Origin of the sequence: Massilia arenae, assembly GCF_008014745.1 — a bacterium.
Classification (GTDB): domain Bacteria; phylum Pseudomonadota; class Gammaproteobacteria; order Burkholderiales; family Burkholderiaceae_D; genus Telluria; species Telluria arenae.
The window spans coordinates 89,066-104,632 of sequence record NZ_VPFD01000005.1; the positions used below are offsets into that span (position 1 = coordinate 89,066).

At 67.7% G+C, this 15,567-nt stretch carries 12 protein-coding genes; 4 read left to right on the forward strand and 8 right to left on the reverse strand.

The annotated features are described in order from the left end of the window. Positions 1-4: 4 nt before the first annotated feature. The 6 genes from FVD38_RS06695 to FVD38_RS06720 all read right to left on the reverse strand — a co-directional run bounded on the left by FVD38_RS06695 (position 5) and on the right by FVD38_RS06720 (position 5,896). Complete coding sequence (locus tag FVD38_RS06695) at positions 5-772, reverse strand: sulfite exporter TauE/SafE family protein (RefSeq protein WP_147934107.1); 768 nt, start codon at positions 770-772, stop codon at positions 5-7. Between the two features lie 62 nt (positions 773-834). Next, positions 835-3,036, reverse strand: coding sequence for an NADP-dependent malic enzyme (locus FVD38_RS06700; RefSeq protein ID WP_147934108.1), 2,202 nt, complete (start codon positions 3,034-3,036; stop codon positions 835-837). 116 nt (positions 3,037-3,152) lie between these two features. Continuing rightward, positions 3,153-4,433, reverse strand: a complete 1,281-nt coding sequence (locus FVD38_RS06705) for a permease (RefSeq protein WP_147934109.1) — start codon at positions 4,431-4,433, stop codon at positions 3,153-3,155. After that, positions 4,418-4,663 carry a DUF2249 domain-containing protein gene (locus tag FVD38_RS06710; RefSeq protein WP_123068251.1) on the reverse strand — a complete coding sequence of 82 codons (246 nt, stop codon included), beginning with the start codon at positions 4,661-4,663 and terminating at the stop codon, positions 4,418-4,420. The genes FVD38_RS06705 and FVD38_RS06710 overlap by 16 nt, the downstream gene beginning before the upstream one ends. Next, positions 4,660-5,178 carry an Rrf2 family transcriptional regulator gene (locus FVD38_RS06715; protein WP_229493464.1) on the reverse strand — a complete coding sequence of 173 codons (519 nt, stop codon included), beginning with the start codon at positions 5,176-5,178 and terminating at the stop codon, positions 4,660-4,662. The genes FVD38_RS06710 and FVD38_RS06715 overlap by 4 nt, the downstream gene beginning before the upstream one ends. A gap of 37 nt (positions 5,179-5,215) precedes the next feature. Beyond that, positions 5,216-5,896, reverse strand: coding sequence for a Crp/Fnr family transcriptional regulator (locus FVD38_RS06720; protein WP_187271505.1), 681 nt, complete (start codon positions 5,894-5,896; stop codon positions 5,216-5,218). A gap of 258 nt (positions 5,897-6,154) precedes the next feature. Here FVD38_RS06720 and FVD38_RS06725 point away from each other — a divergent pair, with 258 nt between their 5' ends. Genes FVD38_RS06725 through FVD38_RS06735 form a run of 3 tightly spaced genes read left to right on the forward strand, consistent with a single transcriptional unit; the run spans position 6,155 to position 9,481 of the window. After that, positions 6,155-6,823: a carbonic anhydrase gene (locus tag FVD38_RS06725; protein ID WP_123068249.1), complete on the forward strand. Its 669-nt coding sequence runs from the start codon at positions 6,155-6,157 to the stop codon at positions 6,821-6,823. A gap of 5 nt (positions 6,824-6,828) precedes the next feature. After that, positions 6,829-8,772, forward strand: coding sequence for a type IV pili methyl-accepting chemotaxis transducer N-terminal domain-containing protein (locus tag FVD38_RS06730; protein ID WP_147934111.1), 1,944 nt, complete (start codon positions 6,829-6,831; stop codon positions 8,770-8,772). Positions 8,773-8,794: 22 nt separating this feature from the next. Further along, positions 8,795-9,481, forward strand: a complete 687-nt coding sequence (locus FVD38_RS06735) for a response regulator (protein WP_123068247.1) — start codon at positions 8,795-8,797, stop codon at positions 9,479-9,481. 61 nt (positions 9,482-9,542) lie between these two features. Here the strand turns inward: FVD38_RS06735 and FVD38_RS06740 are convergent, their stop codons facing one another. Then, complete coding sequence (locus FVD38_RS06740) at positions 9,543-12,203, reverse strand: ATP-binding protein (protein WP_229493465.1); 2,661 nt, start codon at positions 12,201-12,203, stop codon at positions 9,543-9,545. A gap of 423 nt (positions 12,204-12,626) precedes the next feature. Between FVD38_RS06740 and FVD38_RS06745 the strand changes: the two genes are divergently transcribed. Continuing rightward, the gene (locus FVD38_RS06745) at positions 12,627-14,231 is read left to right on the forward strand and encodes a methyl-accepting chemotaxis protein (RefSeq protein ID WP_147934112.1); all 1,605 of its coding nucleotides are present in this window, start codon (positions 12,627-12,629) and stop codon (positions 14,229-14,231) included. On the opposite strand, the gene FVD38_RS06750 is transcribed toward FVD38_RS06745, so the two are convergent. After that, the gene (locus FVD38_RS06750) at positions 14,203-15,345 is read right to left on the reverse strand and encodes a sensor histidine kinase (RefSeq protein ID WP_147934113.1); all 1,143 of its coding nucleotides are present in this window, start codon (positions 15,343-15,345) and stop codon (positions 14,203-14,205) included. The two genes, FVD38_RS06745 and FVD38_RS06750, sit on opposite strands and share 29 nt — an antisense overlap. Positions 15,346-15,567 lie beyond the last annotated feature (222 nt).

The window sequence follows — 15,567 nt, forward strand, 5'->3', positions numbered from 1 at the left end:
TGGCTCAGGCGCCGCCGGTCACCAGCATCGTGACGGCAGCCGCCAGCAGCACCGAGCTGAACGCCACCCGCAACAGCCGTGGCGGCAGGGTATGCGCCAGGTGCACGCCCCACGACACGGTCAGCACCCCGCCCAGCGCCAGCGGCAGGCCCACCTGCCAGTCGACCGCGCCGCTATGGCCATAGGTGGCCAGCGCCACGAAGGCGCCCGGCACCACCAGCGCCAGCGCCATGCCCTGGGCGCGCGTCTGCGGCATCTTGAACAGGCTCACCAGCGCCGGCACCACTACCATGCCGCCGCCGATCGTGAAGAAACCCGATACCGCGCCGCTGGCGATGCCGATCGCCGGCATCAGCCGGCGCGGCACTTCCCTCGCGGGCGGCGGGGGCGCGCCGGTCTTGCGCCGCGACGGCCAGCCGAAGTACAGCGCCAGCGCGAGCAGGAAAAGCGCGAAGGCGTAGTGCAGCACCTGGGCGTCGATCGCCACCGCGAAGCGCGCCGCCAGCCAGGCGGTCCCGATCGAGCACAGGCCGGCCACGCCGACCGAGCGCAGGTCGACCGGGTGCTTCTGGTGATAGCGCCAGAAGCCGATCGCCACGTTCGGCGCGATCATCACCAGCGCCGTGCCCTGGGCCAGGTGCTGGTTCATGCCGTACAACAGGCCCAGCACCGGAATGGCGATCAGGCCGCCGCCGATGCCCAGCATGCCGCCGGCGATGCCGAGCGTGGCGCCCAGGCCGAAGTTCAATGCAAGGTCGATCACCGAAATCATAGACAAAGCCAAAAACGCGACGGCCCCTCGCAAGGGGCCGTCGTATGGGAAGGATTACCGCCTTAGACGACCTGCGCCGCCGCCAGCGCCGTCATGTTGACGATGCGGCGCACGGTGGCGCTCGGGCTCAGGATGTGCACCGACTTGGCCGCGCCCAACAGGATCGGACCCACCGTCACGCCCTTGCCGCTGGCGACCTTGAGCACATTGAACAGGATGTTGGCCGCGTCCAGCGACGGCATCACCAGCAGGTTGGCGCTGCCCGTGTAGCCGGCGTCGATCCCGTAGATGTCGCGGATTTCCTGCGACAACGCGGCGTCGCCGTGGATCTCGCCGACCACCGCCAGCTCGGGGGACTGTTCGGCCAGCAGCGCGCGGGCTTCACGCATGCGGCGCGCCGACGGACGCTCGGACGAACCCTGCGAGGAGTGCGACAGCAGCGCCGCCTTCGGCTCCAGGCCGAAGTGCTGCAGGGCCTCGGCCGCCAGGCGGGTGATGGCCGCCAGTTCCCGGGCGCTCGGGGTCTCGTTGACGTAGGTGTCGGTGATGAACAGGGTCAGCTTGTCGAGCACCAGCGCGTTCATCGCGGCCAGCACTTCGGCGCCCGGCGCCACGCCGATTTCGTTCCTCACGTGTTCCAGGTGGCTGTCATAGCTGCCGGTCATGCCGCAGATCAGGGCGTCGACCTGGCCCGACTTCAGCAGGCGCGTGCCTTGCAGCGTGGTGTCGGCTTGCGCCGCGATGACCGTGTAGTCCACGCCCGCCTGCAGGCGCAGGCCGGCCTGCTTGACGGCGCGCGCGATCGCGGTCTCGTCGCCGATCAGCACCGGCTGGGCGATGCCCTCGTCCACCACCGCCTGCACCGCGCGCAGCACGCGTGGCTCGTTCGCTTCGGCGTAGGCAACCTTGCGCACATTGGCGCGCGCCTTGTTGAACACGGGCTTCATGAAGAAACCGGTGTGGTAGATCATCTCGCCCAGCTTGTCACGGTAGGCGTCCATGTCGGCGATCGGACGGGTCGCCACGCCCGACTCGGCGGCCGCTTGCGCCACGCGCGGGGCAATCGCCGCCAGCAGCCGCGGATCGAACGGTTTCGGGATGATGTATTCAGGGCCGAAGGTCAGGTCCTGGCCTTCGTAGGCCAGCGCCACCACGTCGCTCGCCTCGGCTTCGGCCAGTTCGGCGATCGCGGTCACGCAGGCCAGCTTCATCTCGTCGGTGATGCGGGTCGCGCCGCAGTCCAGCGCGCCGCGGAAAATGTAAGGGAAACACAGCACGTTGTTGACCTGGTTCGGATAGTCCGAACGGCCGGTGGCGATGATGACGTCCGGACGCGCGGCCTTCGCTACTTCCGGACGGATTTCCGGTTCCGGATTGGCCAGGGCCAGGATCACCGGCTTGTCGGCCATGGTCTTGACCATGTCGCCGCTCAAGACGCCGGCGGTCGAGCAGCCCAGGAACACGTCGGCATCCTTGACGATGTCGCCCAGGGTGCGCGCATCGGTCGCCTGCGCATAGCGCGCCTTGTTGGCTTCCATATTCGCTTCGCGGCCCTGCCAGATCACGCCCTTCGAGTCGGTGACGTAGATGTTCGACTGCTTCACGCCCAGCAGCACCATCATGTCGAGGCAGGCGATGGCCGCCGCGCCGGCGCCCGAGGCCACCAGCTTGATCTGGCCGATGTCCTTGCCCACCACCTTCAGCGCATTGAGCAGCGCGGCGGTCGAGATGATCGCGGTGCCGTGCTGGTCGTCGTGGAAGACCGGGATGTTCATGCGCTCGCGCAGCTTCTTCTCGATGTAGAAGCATTCCGGCGCCTTGATGTCCTCCAGGTTGATGCCTCCCACGGTCGGCTCGAGCATGGCGATGGCGTCGACCAGCTTGTCCGGATCCAGTTCGTCCAGTTCCAGGTCGAACACGTCGACGCCGGCGAATTTCTTGAACAGGCAGCCCTTGCCTTCCATGACAGGCTTCGATGCCAGCGGTCCGATATTACCCAGGCCCAGCACCGCGGTGCCGTTCGTGATCACGGCCACCAGGTTGCCGCGCGAGGTGTAATCGAAGGCGGTCGCCGGGTCGGCGGCGATTTCCTCGCAGGCGTAGGCCACGCCCGGCGAGTAGGCCAGCGACAGGTCGCGCTGGTTCGACAGCGGCTTGGTGGCCACCACTTCGATCTTGCCGCGGGTCGGGCTGCGGTGGTATTCGAGCGCGTCGATGCGCAACTGGGTGTTCTGGGCTTCGTTCAGATTACTATCGGTACTCATGGTCTTCCTATAACTTGGATGTCGCGGCGTGGAAGGCGGCCTTCCATTCATGGGCAAACATTCTAGCCGAAGCGACACCATCGCGTGTGGACGCGGTTACGTACGGTCGTGCTGTTTTATGCGCCGCGCAGGCGTACGTACAGCAGCGCCGCGCCGGCGACGTCGCGCGCCAGCAGCAGCAAGGACACCATCAGGAACAGGCCGGCGGGCCGCGCCAGCACGGCGGGGAACAGGCAGGCCAGCACCAGCAGCGCCAGCCCGGCAAGATGCCAGCGCCACTGGCGCGCGGCCTGCGCCTCGCCCAGCACCGCCGACATCCTGGGGATGCGTTCGCGCGGCAGACGCTCGTCGTGGGCCAGGTGGTACCAGACCAGGAAGGGCACGATCTTGTACAGCATGCCGTTCACCGCCGACATCGCGCAGCCCACGATCACGAGCACGCCGGTGAGCAGGGGCAGCGCATCCACCGAATCGAAGACCAGCTCGAACGGAATGAAATGCAGCAGCGCCGCCAGCAGCAGGCTGCCCATCGCGAGCAGCCAGTAACGGGTCCCGGTATCCGGCTTGCGCTTGCGGCGCCCTAGCCAGGCCACCGTGGTGACCGCATAGTGCAGCAGAAGCGCGCCGATGCCGATCTCGCAGGCCAGGGCCCACCAGCCGGCGTCGAACAGCGTCGCCGCACTCCAGCCAAACAGCAGCGCGAACACCAGCGGAGGCAGCCAGGTCTCGAGCAGACGCGGATAGGTGGCCGTACCCTGGAACATCGGGATCACCTGGAACGACACGGTCGCCGTCAGCACGATCACCCAGCCGACCAGGCCCCAGGTGGCGTGGATGTCGGTGAGCAGCGGCGCGTTGAGGCTTCCCACTCCGCCCAGGTAGAGCGCCAGCGCGGCACCGATCGCGATCGTGATCGCCAGCGCCGCCGCCGCGTAGCGCACGCCTTCCACCAGCGGCTTCGCGCCCGCCGGCACCGGACGCGCGATGGCGGCCCCGATCGCGCTCAGGAACACGAATCCGGCGCTGCCCAGCAGGCCCGCCGCGAGGTGAAACGCCGTCGCGCCCAGGCTCAGGCCGAGCGCCGCGGCTAGTACGGCCGTGCCCAGCGCCAGCGCGCACCAGCAAAAGACCGCCACCTGCCGCGCCAGCGGCACCGCCACGCCCGCCGTCACCGGCAACAGCTGGAACAGTGCGCCGACGATCGTCATGGTCAGGAAACCCAGCACCACCAGGTGGGTCATGCTCAGCGTGACCGGGGTCCAGCGCAAGACCAGCGCCGCTTCGCCGTGCCACACCAGCAGCAGCGCCGCCGCCAGCGCGAAGCACGGCGCCGCCAGCATGAACTGCAGCGGCACCCGCAGCGCGGACATCGCCGCGTAGCTCAGGGCGCGCTGCATGCCATCGCTTCGATCACGAGGTCGTAGCGGGCGTCCGGCCGGCGCGTGGTGCGGTGGTCCCAGCCGCGCCGGTCGAGGATCTCGTACAGCGGAAACGGCTCGCGGTGGATCAGCACCTGCAGCCGGGCGCCCGGCGGCAGCACGGCAAGCGCATCGAGGATGCGCTCCATCGGCTCGGGCGCCGCCAGCGCCGAGACGTCGATCCGGACCGTGTCGGCGATGGCGTTCATGCCCCCTCCTCCAGCGTCGAGTGCTGCCAGCGCCAGGCATTCGTGGCCAGCCAGGCCGGCATCTCGCCGTGCGCCTCCCCGCCGCCGGGAATCAGGTCGGCCAGGGTCACGCGATTGAGTTCGGCCAGATAGGCGGCGGTGGCCACCGCCAGCGACTGCTGCAGGCGGTCGTCAGGCTGGCGGCACGGCGGCCGCTCGCCATCCTGAGCACTGCGCTGAGCACTGCGCGGATCACTGCGCGCGCCGCGCGCCAGGCCGCGCTCGGTGCAGCGCACGACTTCGCCCAGGCGGATGTCGCGCGGCGCGCCGGCCAGGCGCATCCCGCCCAGGCGGCCGCGCGAGGTCTCGATCAGGCCCGACGCGGCCAGCACGCAGGACACCTTGGCCAGGTGGTGGCGCGAAATGCCGTAGCGCTCGGCGATCTCGTTGATGGTCGCGATCCGCTCGCGATGGTTGCCCAGGTAAACCAGCAGACGCAGGGCATTGTCGGTGAATTCGGTCAGGTGCATGTACATATGAACGCCTTCGTGGTTGGTTGATGACGGCGCGGCGTCAGCCTTCGTAGGCGCGCAGGCGCTCGATGTCGAGGATGGTGATGCTGCGCCCGGCGATGCCGACCATGCCGCGGTGGGCCATGTCGTGCAGCACGCGCGAAAAGTATTCGGGCGACAGCGACAGGCGCGACGCGATCATCTTCTTGCGCGCCGCCAGCGTCACCTCGGCGCCCTGCGCCGGATCGTCCTTGAGCAGGTAGCTGACGATGCGCTGGCTGCCGCTGCGCAGGGTATAGGATTCGACGTCCGAGATCAGCCCGTGCAGGCGCCGGCTCATGGAAGCCAGCAGGCGCCGCGAGAAACCGGGATTGCGCTCGATCTGGGCGTAGATCGCGTGCTTCGAGATGTGCAGCAGCATGCTGTCGGCCAGCGTCTCGGCCTGGGTCATGTAGGGCCGCTCCATGAACAGCGGCGCCTCGCCGAAGCTCTGGCCGGGGCCGATCAGTTCGACCACCTTCTCGTCGCCTTCGCTCGAGACGATGGAGAGCTTGACGTCGCCGTAGATCACGGCGTGCATGCCGCTGCAGGATTCGCCGCGTTCGACGACCACGCGGCCGCGCGGCACGTGCAGCTCGGTGGTCGCTTGCGCGAGCATGTCGAGCTGTTCGGACGAGAGGTCGGCGAACAGGGGCAGGGTTGCCAGGAACTGGCGGGGTGCGATGCGGTGTCGGCTCACGATAAATTCAGGGCGTAGCCCGTGGAAACGAACGAAACGGGGGCGCCTGGAACATCCGGCGCACCGGAAAGCGCATTCGCTCCAAAGCAGCGATTGCGCATGCCGCATCCTACAATTCGTTGACTAAACAAAAACTTGATGTGGATCAAAAACGGCCGAGCTAGCTGTGCAAATAGTCAATTTGACCTAGAAACCGTACGTCGTCATGCCGACTGCCGCCGAAGCCGCCCCTGCCTACAATGGGGCCAACCGGAGGCCGACATGCAGGACATCGAAAAATTCATCCGCGGCTTCAGCCGCTTCCAGGAGCAATACCTGAAGGAGCCCACCGCGCTCGACAGCCTGCGCCAGGGCCAGCATCCGCGCACCCTGGTCATCGGCTGCTGCGATGCGCGGGTCGATCCGGCGCTGCTCACCGGCTGCGATCCGGGCGACATCTTCGTGGTGCGCAATATCGCCAACCTGGTGCCGCCGTGCGCCCCGGACGCCCCGCCGGGCGTCAGTTCGGCCATCGAGTTCGCGGTGTGCGGCCTGGAGGTGGCGCGCATCATCGTGCTCGGCCACGCACGCTGCGGCGGGATACGCGCCCTGATGTCGGGCGCACGCATCAGCGAAGAGGCGGAGCAGACCGGCTTCGTCGCGCGCTGGATGCGGCTGGCCGAACCGGTGCGGCGCGACGTGCTGCGCGAACTGCACCACAAGCACGCCGACGAGCAGTGCCGCGCGGCCGAACTGGCCAGCATCCTGCATTCGCTCGACAACCTGTTGACCTATCCGTGGGTCCGCCGCCGCGTCGAGGCTGGTACACTAGCCATGCACGGCTGGTATTTCGACCTTGCCGCCGGCACCCTGCTCGCCTACTCGGCACGCAAGCAGGAATTCCTGCCCATCCTCGATCCCGTCGCGGTGAACGTGCCGCACGCCGCCTGAACCGCATGCCAGCCTACTCCGCCCTCGCACCCTTCCAACGCCTGTCCACCAAGATCGTCGGCGCCCTGATCGGCTTCCTGCTGCTGGCCCTGGCCGCGATCGGCGCCACCCTGTGGCTGTCGTGGCAGCTCGAAGGCGCGGCGGCCGCGATCAACGAAACCGGCAGCCTGCGCCGCCACAACTACCGGCTGGCGCTGGCCCTGCCGCGCACGCAGGAAGCGCCCGTCACCGACGCCTATGCGCGCGTCGAACGCCAGATCGCCACCATCGAAGCGACCCTGCAGCTGCTCGAACGCGGCGATCCACAGCGTCCGCTGGGATTGCCGCCGACGCCGGCGATCCACGGCGCCTTCCTCGACGTGGCGCGGCGCTGGGGCGGCCAGGTGCGGCCCAGCGCACGCCAGGTGCTGCAACTGGAGGGACCGGCGCGCATCGAGGCGCTGCGCCTGTTCGACAACCAGCTCGAAGACTACGTGGCCGACCTCGATCGCCTGGTCAACCTGATCGAACGCGACAACGAATTGCGCACCTTCTGGCTGCGCGCTTCGCAGCTGGTGCTGATCGCGCTGGCGATCGGCGGCACGGTGGCCCTGGTCTACCTGATGTTCGCGCTGATCATCGCGCCCGTGATGCGGCTGCGCGAAGGCATGCGCAGCATGGCCGGCAGCGACTTCGGGGTGCGCCTGGACGTCGAGAGCCGCGACGAATTCGGCCAGCTGTCGAGCGGCTTCAACGAAATGGCCGACCGCCTGCAGCACCTGTATTGCAACCTCGAAGACGAAGTAAGGCGCAAGACCGCCAGCCTCGAAGACAAGAACCGCGAACTCGCGCTGCTGTACGACTGCGCGGCCTTCCTGCAGCAGCGCCACACTTTGGCGACCATGTGCAGCGGCTTCCTGTCGCGTATCGCCGCCTATTTCGGCGCGGCCGGCAGCACCGTGCGCATCGTCGACCCGGCCAACGAGAACATGCACATGGTCGTGCACGACGGCCTGTCCAGCGAGATGGCCGAGGCCGAGCGCTGCATGAAGATCGGCGAGTGCCTGTGCGGCGAAGCGGCGGCCCGGAAGATCTCGGTGGTGCACAGGCTGGAAGACATGCCGCAGATCGGCCCTCTGGCCTGCAGCCGCGAAGGTTTCGCCACCATCTCGGTGTTCCAGATCCACGCGCAAGACCAGCACGTCGGCCTGTTCAGCCTTCACTTCATGCAGGGGCGCAGCTTCAGCGAGCGCGAACAGGCCCTGCTCGAGACCTTGGCCAAGCTGGTCGGGGTAGCGATCGAGAACATGCGGCTGGCGGCGCGCGAGCGCGAGATGGCGATCTCGGAAGAACGCAACCTGGTCGCGCGCGGCCTGCACGACAGCATCGCGCAAGGCCTGAACTTCCTCAACCTGCAGGTACAGATGCTGGAAACCTCGCTCGCCGCGGGACGCGCTGCCGAGGCGGCCGAGATCGTGCCGCTGCTGCGCGCCGGGGTCCAGGAAAGCTACGAGGACGTGCGCGAGCTGCTGCTGAACTTCCGCAGCCGGCTGGCCGAGGAAGACCTGAACGCGGCCCTGCACAAGACGGTGCGCAAGTTCGCGGACCAGGCCGGCGTTGACACCGCGTTCTCGGTGCACGGCAAGGGCGGACCGCCGATCGAGCGCGAGGCGCAGCTGCAGATCCTGTTCATCGTCCAGGAAGCGCTGTCGAACGTGCGCAAGCACGCCCGCGCCAGCCGGGTCGAGGTACGGGTCGACGACAGCGACGACTACCTGGTGAACGTCAGGGACGATGGCGCCGGCTTCGACGCCGGCGCCAGGCCAGACGCCGACGGCGGCCACGTGGGCCTGCACATCATGGGCGAGCGCGCCGGCCGCATCGGCGCCAGCCTCGAGATCGAATCGATGCCAGGCGCGGGGACCACGGTCCGGCTCCGGATCGGGCAGGCGCAGCGCCGCGCCGCTTGAATCAAAATGAAAGGAATAATGAATGCCTAATGAAGGCGAAACGATCAGCGTGCTGCTGGTGGACGACCATACCCTGTTTCGCAGCGGCGTACGCTCGCTGTTGCAGCGCAATCCACGCTTCAACGTGGTGGGAGAAGCGGCCGACGGGGTCGATGGCGTCAAGCGCGCCCTGCAACTGAAACCCGACGTCGTCCTGCTCGACCTGAACATGCCCGGCATGACGGGCATCGAGACCCTGCAGCTGATGCTGCAGGACCGGCCCGGCGCCGCGGTGCTGATGCTGACCGTGTCCGAGGAAGCCGAGGACCTGGCCGCGGCCCTGCAAGCTGGCGCGCGCGGCTACCTGCTCAAGAACATCGACGCCGATTACCTGACCCGCGCCGTGGAACGCGCGGCCGCCGGCGAATCGGTGCTGGCCGAGTCGCTGGCCGGCAAGCTGTTCGCCCACGTGCAGCGTGGCGGCGCAGCCAGGGCGCCTGCGCCGGCGTCGGAACTGGACAAGCTCACCCCGCGCGAGCGCGAGATCCTCGCCTGCCTGGCGCGCGGCGAGAGCAACAAGGTGATCGCCCGCGCCCTGGACCTGGCCGAGAGCACGGTCAAGATCCACGTCCAGAACATCCTCAAGAAGCTCGGGCTGTCGAGCCGGGTGCAGGCGGCGGTGTTCGCGGTGGAGCATGGCTTGCAGTCAGGGCAGGAGCGGCGCGAATAGGGTCTGACTGAGGGTGCGGGATCAGCAAAGTGTTTTGCGTTTGTACCGCGACCTCAGCACGTCATTCCCGCGAAGGCGGGAATCTAAGTTCGAAGCGCAGCCACTCCGTGAAAGGGCGGCAGTGGAGCATAAGACTTGGATTCCCGCCTTCGCGGGAATGACGTGCCGAGGCGGCGCGACTGAGCTGGGCCGGGCCGGGCCGGCCCATCTCACTCGCCGTCGAGCGCCATCCTCGCCTGGCTCGCCAGCTGGGCCAGCGTGAACGGCTTGGCCAGGGTCCGCGCCCGCTCCAGCATGCCTTCGACCGCCTCCACGTCGCGGGTATGCCCGCTGGTGAACAGCACTGGCAGGCCGGGCCGGCGCTGCAGCGCGCGGGCGGCGAGCTGGCGGCCGCGCGCTGCAGCGCGCGGGCGGCGAGCTGGCGGCCGTCGAGTTCGGGCATCAGCACGTCGGTGAACAGCAGCGCAATGTCGGGATGCGCGTCGAGCAGGCGCAGGGCCGCCGCCGCGCCGTCCGCCACATGCACCACGTAGCCCAGCATCTGCAGCATCTCGGCCGACAGGCTGCGCACCGCCGCCTCGTCGTCCACCACCAGGACCACTTCGCCGTCGCGCGCGCGGACGATGTCCGGCGCCGCCGCCGGCTGCGCGGCCGTGCTGCCTGCCTCCAGGTGGCGCGGCAGGTACAGCTCGACCCGCGTGCCGGCGCCGGGCGTGGAGTCGATGCGCACCTGGCCGCCGGATTGCTTGACGAAGCCGTACACCTGGCTCAGGCCAAGTCCCGTGCCGCGCCCCACTTCCTTGGTGGTGAAGAAGGGCTCGAAGGCCTTGGCCAGCACGTCGCGCGGCATGCCGGCGCCGGTGTCGGCCACCGCGATCATCACGTAGTCGGCGGGTGCGGCATCGCCCAGCTCCACGAAGTCGTGGCGGTCGAGCACGCAGTTGGCGGTCTGGATCAGCAACTGGCCGCCATGCTCCATCGCGTCGCGCGCGTTCACCGCCAGGTTCAGGATCGCATGCTCCAGCTGGTTATGGTCGGCGTGCAGCAGCCACGGGGCGCCGCCCAGCTCCAGCTCGACGCGGATGCTGCCGCCGAGCGAATGCCGGATCAGCTCGGACATGCCGGCCACCAGATCGTTGGCGCAGACCGATACCGGCTGCAGCGGCTGCTGGCGCGAGAAGGCCAGCAGGCGCTGCGTCAGCTGGGCCGCGCGCCGCACGCCGCCCTTGGCGATGGCCACGTAATGCTGGGCGCGTTCGTCGCCCTCGCCCAGGCACCGGCCGAGCAGCTCCATCGCGTTCGACACCACCGCCAGCATATTGTTGAAATCGTGGGCGATGCCGCCGGTGAGCTGGCCCACCGCCTCCATCTTCTGCGACTGGCGCAGCGCCTCTTCCATACGCGCGTGGCGTTCCAGTTCGCTTGCCACGCGCCGCTCGAGGGTGTCGTTCATGTCGCGCAGCGCCACCTCGGCGCGATGGCGCTCTGTGATGTCCTGGAACAGCACGGCGACCTGGCGCCGCTCGGGCGGCTCGATGCGCAGCGCCGCCAGTTCGAGGAAGCGCCCGGTGTGTTCAAGCTCGCGCTCGAAGCGGATCGGCTGGCCTTCGAGCAGCACCTGGCGGTAGATCTCGATCCAGCCCTCGGCCTCCAACGGCACCATGTCCCGGACCCGTTGCCCGACCACGTCCTCGATGCCGGCATTGGCCGCATAGGCGGGGTTGGCCAGCACGTGCACATAGTCGCTCATCGGGCCATGGGGACCGTCCAGGAACTCGATCACGCAGAAGCCCTCGTCGATCGATTCGAACAGGGTGCGAAACAGGCGCTCGCTTTCCTGCAGCGCCGCCCGGGTCGCCCGCTGCTCGCTCAAGTCGAGCATGGCGCCGATCATGCGCCGCGCGCGGCCTTCGGCGTCGCGCAGCACGGTGCCGCGGTCAAAGATCTCGGCATAGCTGCCGTCGGCGCGCAGGAAGCGGTACTCGCCCGACCAGCTGCTGCCCTGGCTGTCGATCACCGCGTGGATGGTGCTGTCGATGCGCGGCCGGTCCTCGGGGTGGATGTGCTCGAGCCACCAGTCGGCGCTGGTCGCGTCGAACTGGTGGCCGAACAGCGTCTGCACCGCCTGGTTCCAGATCACGTGGCCGTCGGCCATATTCCAGTCCCAGATGGCATCATTGGTCGACAGCAGGGCAAGCCGGTAACGCTCCGCCGTCTCCTGCGTCTGCGCGGTGCCGCGCGCGGCGGCGGCCTCGCTCTCGCGCAGGCTGCGCCGGGCGGCGACCGTCGCGCTCACGTCCTGCACCGTGCACAGCAAGCCGTGCACGCGACCGGCGTCGTCGCGCAGCGGCGCGAATGCGAACGTCGCCCAGGCCACCGCGGCGCCGCCAGCGCCAGGCAGCGCCAGCTCATCGACGCGGCTGCCCCGGCCATCGAGTGCCCGCAAGGCCGCAGGCCGCAGCGCATCCCAGGCGTCGCCCCAGGCTTCGGCGGCCGGCGCGCCGGGCCGCCGGTCGCCGGGCGACGGCAGCAAGGCGCCGCAGGCGTCGTTGGCGAGCAGCGCCAGCGCATCGCCCCAGGCCAGCCACATCGGCGCCGGGGATTCGAGGACCAGCGCAGCGGCCAGGCGCAGTGCAGAAGGCCATTCGCACGGGTCGCCCAGCGGCGAATCACGCCATTGCTGCTCGCTTAATCCTGCCTGGCGTAATACGGCTGTGTTCATCGATTGGTGCGGAAGTTAAGAAAATGGCTTAATGGCCAATACCACAAGGGATAGTACAGGAACAGCATAAAGTTGTCGCGCCGGAAAGTACCCGCCTGCGCTGCCAGATGGCGAGCCGATATCGCGACACGCTACCTATCCGCGCTAAATATTTCCCTAAAGAATCTAAATTTGATCTAGATCAACTTTTAGTCGCGACGCCGTTTGCTACACTGCGAGCACGCAGCCCAGCCCCCGCTGCCACTCCTCGTCGACGGGATCCGCGCATTGCAACGATGCACACAAGCCATGCGAACCGACCGTCCGCGCCTCTCCCGGCAGCACACGATATGTCGTTCCACATCCCGGCCGCGCCGCCGCGCATGACGCATGGCGGCCGGCGTCACAACCCGTATTGCAGTACCCGAAACGAAGAAGTCGACTATGAAACTCGCAAATTTATCGATTGGTAAACGGCTGGCCGCCGGATTCGGCCTGGTGAGCATCCTGCTCCTCATCATGATCGCGATCGGCAGCACGATGCTCAGCCGCGTCAAGGCCAGCACCGACGAGATCATCGGCCAGCGCATGCCGCGCATCGAGGCCACGCAGCAGCTGCTCTCCGAAGTAAACGACATCGCGATCGCCCTGCGCAACCAGATCCTCACCGACAACGCCGACGACCGCGCGGCCCAGTCCCGTGCCATCCTCGCCGCCCGCGACGCGGCCGAGCGCACCTTGCAGTATTTCGACCGCACGCTCGACCGCGTCCGCGGCCGCAAGCTGCTGGCGCAGATCCGCAAGGAGAACGCCCTGTACGTCGCCGGCCAGGACAAGCTGATGCGCACCGTGGAAGCAGGCGACCTGCCTGCCGCGCGTGCGATCCTGACCGACGAGCTGCGTCCCATCCTGGCGCGCCTGAAGGGTGCGGCCACGACGCTGATCGACTACCAGAAGACGCTCACCACGCAGTCGGCGGCGGCGGCCGACGCGGCCTATACGCAATCGATGCTGCTATCCTGGTCGATCGGCGCTGCGGCGCTGCTGCTGTCCGCGCTCACCGCATGGTGGATCACGGCATCGATCGTGACGCCGGTGCGGCGCGCGCTGGAAGTGGCCAACACCGTCGCCGCGGGCGACCTGACCAGCACCATCGACGTCAGCGGCCAGGACGAGACGGGCCAGTTGCTGGCCGCGCTGCGGGCGATGAACGATAGCCTGGCGCGCACGGTCGGCACGGTCCGCGCCGGCACCGAGACCATCGCCGTGGCCGCGGGCGAAGTGGCGGCCGGCAGCCAGGACCTGTCGAGCCGCACCGAACAGCAGGCCAGCGCGCTGGAAGAAACCGCGTCGTCGATGGAAGAGCTGACGTCGACCGTGCGCCAGAGCGCCGACAATGCGCGCCAGGCCAATGCGCTGGCCCAGAGCGCGTCCGGCATCGCGAGACAGGGCGGCGCCGTGGTCGGCCAGGTGGTGGCGACCATGGACGCCATCCGGACCTCGGCCGAGCGCATCGGCGCCATCATCAACGTCATCGACGGCATCGCCTTCCAGACCAATATCCTGGCGCTCAACGCGTCGGTGGAGGCGGCGCGTGCCGGCGAACAGGGACGCGGCTTCGCCGTCGTGGCCAGCGAGGTGCGCAACCTGGCCCACCGCTCGGCCTCGGCCGCCAGGGAAATCAAGGGCCTGATCGGCGACTCGTCGGCGCGCGTGGCCGACGGCTCGGCCCTGGTCGCGCAGGCCGGGGCCACCATGGACGAGCTCCTGCACAGCGTCGAGCGGGTCACCGACATCATGGGCGAGATCACCAGCGCCGCGATCGAGCAGTCGGCCGGCATCGAGCAGATCAGCGAGGCAGTCGGCCAGATGGATGCGGTCACCCAGCAGAACGCGGCGCTGGTCGAGCAGTCGGCGGCGGCGTCGGAGACGATGCGCGAACAGGCGGCGGGGCTGGCGCAGGCGGTGGCGGTGTTCCGTCTCGGGGACGCCGCCAACGGGGCGCTCTCCCGGCGCGCGCTCACGCGCCCTGGCGTCGCGGCAGCGTGAGAGTGAAGGTCGTGCCGTTGTCCGCGGTCGAGGCGACTGTCAGTTGACCGCCGTGCGCCTGCACGATCTCGCGCGAGATGAACAGGCCAATGCCCAGGCTTGTGCGTTCGGTGTAATCGGTATTGACGCTTGACGCGATTCGCACCAGGGGGTCGAAGATGCCGGCCAGCTTGTCGGGAGGGATCAAGGGACCGCGGTTATTGACCGCGACCACGACGGCGTCGTCGCCGTCCCTCACGCGCACCTCGACCGGCGCCTCCGGGGCGCCGTATTGCAGGGCGTTGCCGATCAGGTTGGACAGTACCTGGGCGATGCGGCTGTCGTCGAATACCGCTTCGAGCTGGGCTGGCGCCTGGAAGTCGATCAGCTTCTCGGGATGGAAGGTGCGCAGTTCTTCGACCACTTCTTCACATACCTTCAGCAAATCACCTTCCCTTGCCTTGATCGGGATTCCCGGCCCCAGGTGGGTGCGCGTGAAATCGATCAGGTCGTTGATCAGTTTGCTCATGCGCTTGGCGCTGTTGAACATCCGCGTCGCGACCAGCACGTATTTCGGCGGAATGTCATGCGCCTGCATGACAAAGCTGGCGCCGGTGACGATCGTGCCGAGCGGGTTGCGCAGGTCGTGTCCGAGAATGGCGAGGAACATGTTCTGAGACTGCTTGACCATCGCCTGGTAACGCGCGACCGATTCGGCCAGCGCCTGATCGACCGCCTCATTGAAGCGATTGACGTCTTCCATATCGGTCGGCCGCCCGGCCGCGACATCCTCCGCCCACAAGGTCAGCACGCTGGAGCGCAGTGCGCGATACTCGGACACCAGCTGCACCACCGTGTAACCGGAGACGAGTCGCGCTTCGGCGTGGACTTCGGCTGCGGTATCGGCGCGCTCGCGCTTGCCGAGGCCGCGCGATCTGGCGCTGCGTTCGGCCTCGTCCTGCGGCTGCGCCAGGTCTTTGGCGAAGGCCTGCAGCATCTGCTTGGCGTGGTCGCGCAATTCGACGTCGTCCATGGTCAGTGCGGGCGGCTCGATGGTGCGCGCGAAATCTTCCCAGGCCTGGAGGATGGGTTCCAGATTATCCCGAATAAAATCCCCGAGGCGACTTTTTGTCATTATTATTTTTCCATTTCCCGACGTTGCGCCAATCGCATCGCACCAGACTTTTTCGTCATAACAGCCATCCCTGATTTGCTTGAAAAACAACTCATCATTGACGGTCAATTAAATTCAGAAACAATTAGGACATTCCAATAAAGTCGTGTATCTTTCATTCCTGCACTACATCAAGTCGTTGTTATTGTTGGATTTTCTCTCCAGTCTCGCCGTTTGGCAGTC

Bases quoted from the DNA above. Each gene is read 5' to 3' on its own strand.
- FVD38_RS06695 (WP_147934107.1), bottom strand. From the start codon at position 772: ATGATTTCGGTGATCGACCTTGCATTGAACTTCGGCCTGGGCGCCACG.
- FVD38_RS06700 (WP_147934108.1), bottom strand. From the start codon at position 3,036: ATGAGTACCGATAGTAATCTGAACGAAGCCCAGAACACCCAGTTGCGC.
- FVD38_RS06705 (WP_147934109.1), bottom strand. From the start codon at position 4,433: ATGCAGCGCGCCCTGAGCTACGCGGCGATGTCCGCGCTGCGGGTGCCG.
- FVD38_RS06710 (WP_123068251.1), bottom strand. From the start codon at position 4,663: ATGAACGCCATCGCCGACACGGTCCGGATCGACGTCTCGGCGCTGGCG.
- FVD38_RS06715 (WP_229493464.1), bottom strand. From the start codon at position 5,178: ATGTACATGCACCTGACCGAATTCACCGACAATGCCCTGCGTCTGCTG.
- FVD38_RS06725 (WP_123068249.1), top strand. From the start codon at position 6,155: ATGCAGGACATCGAAAAATTCATCCGCGGCTTCAGCCGCTTCCAGGAG.
- FVD38_RS06730 (WP_147934111.1), top strand. From the start codon at position 6,829: ATGCCAGCCTACTCCGCCCTCGCACCCTTCCAACGCCTGTCCACCAAG.
- FVD38_RS06735 (WP_123068247.1), top strand. From the start codon at position 8,795: ATGCCTAATGAAGGCGAAACGATCAGCGTGCTGCTGGTGGACGACCAT.
- FVD38_RS06740 (WP_229493465.1), bottom strand. From the start codon at position 12,203: ATGAACACAGCCGTATTACGCCAGGCAGGATTAAGCGAGCAGCAATGG.
- FVD38_RS06745 (WP_147934112.1), top strand. From the start codon at position 12,627: ATGAAACTCGCAAATTTATCGATTGGTAAACGGCTGGCCGCCGGATTC.
- FVD38_RS06750 (WP_147934113.1), bottom strand. From the start codon at position 15,345: ATGACAAAAAGTCGCCTCGGGGATTTTATTCGGGATAATCTGGAACCC.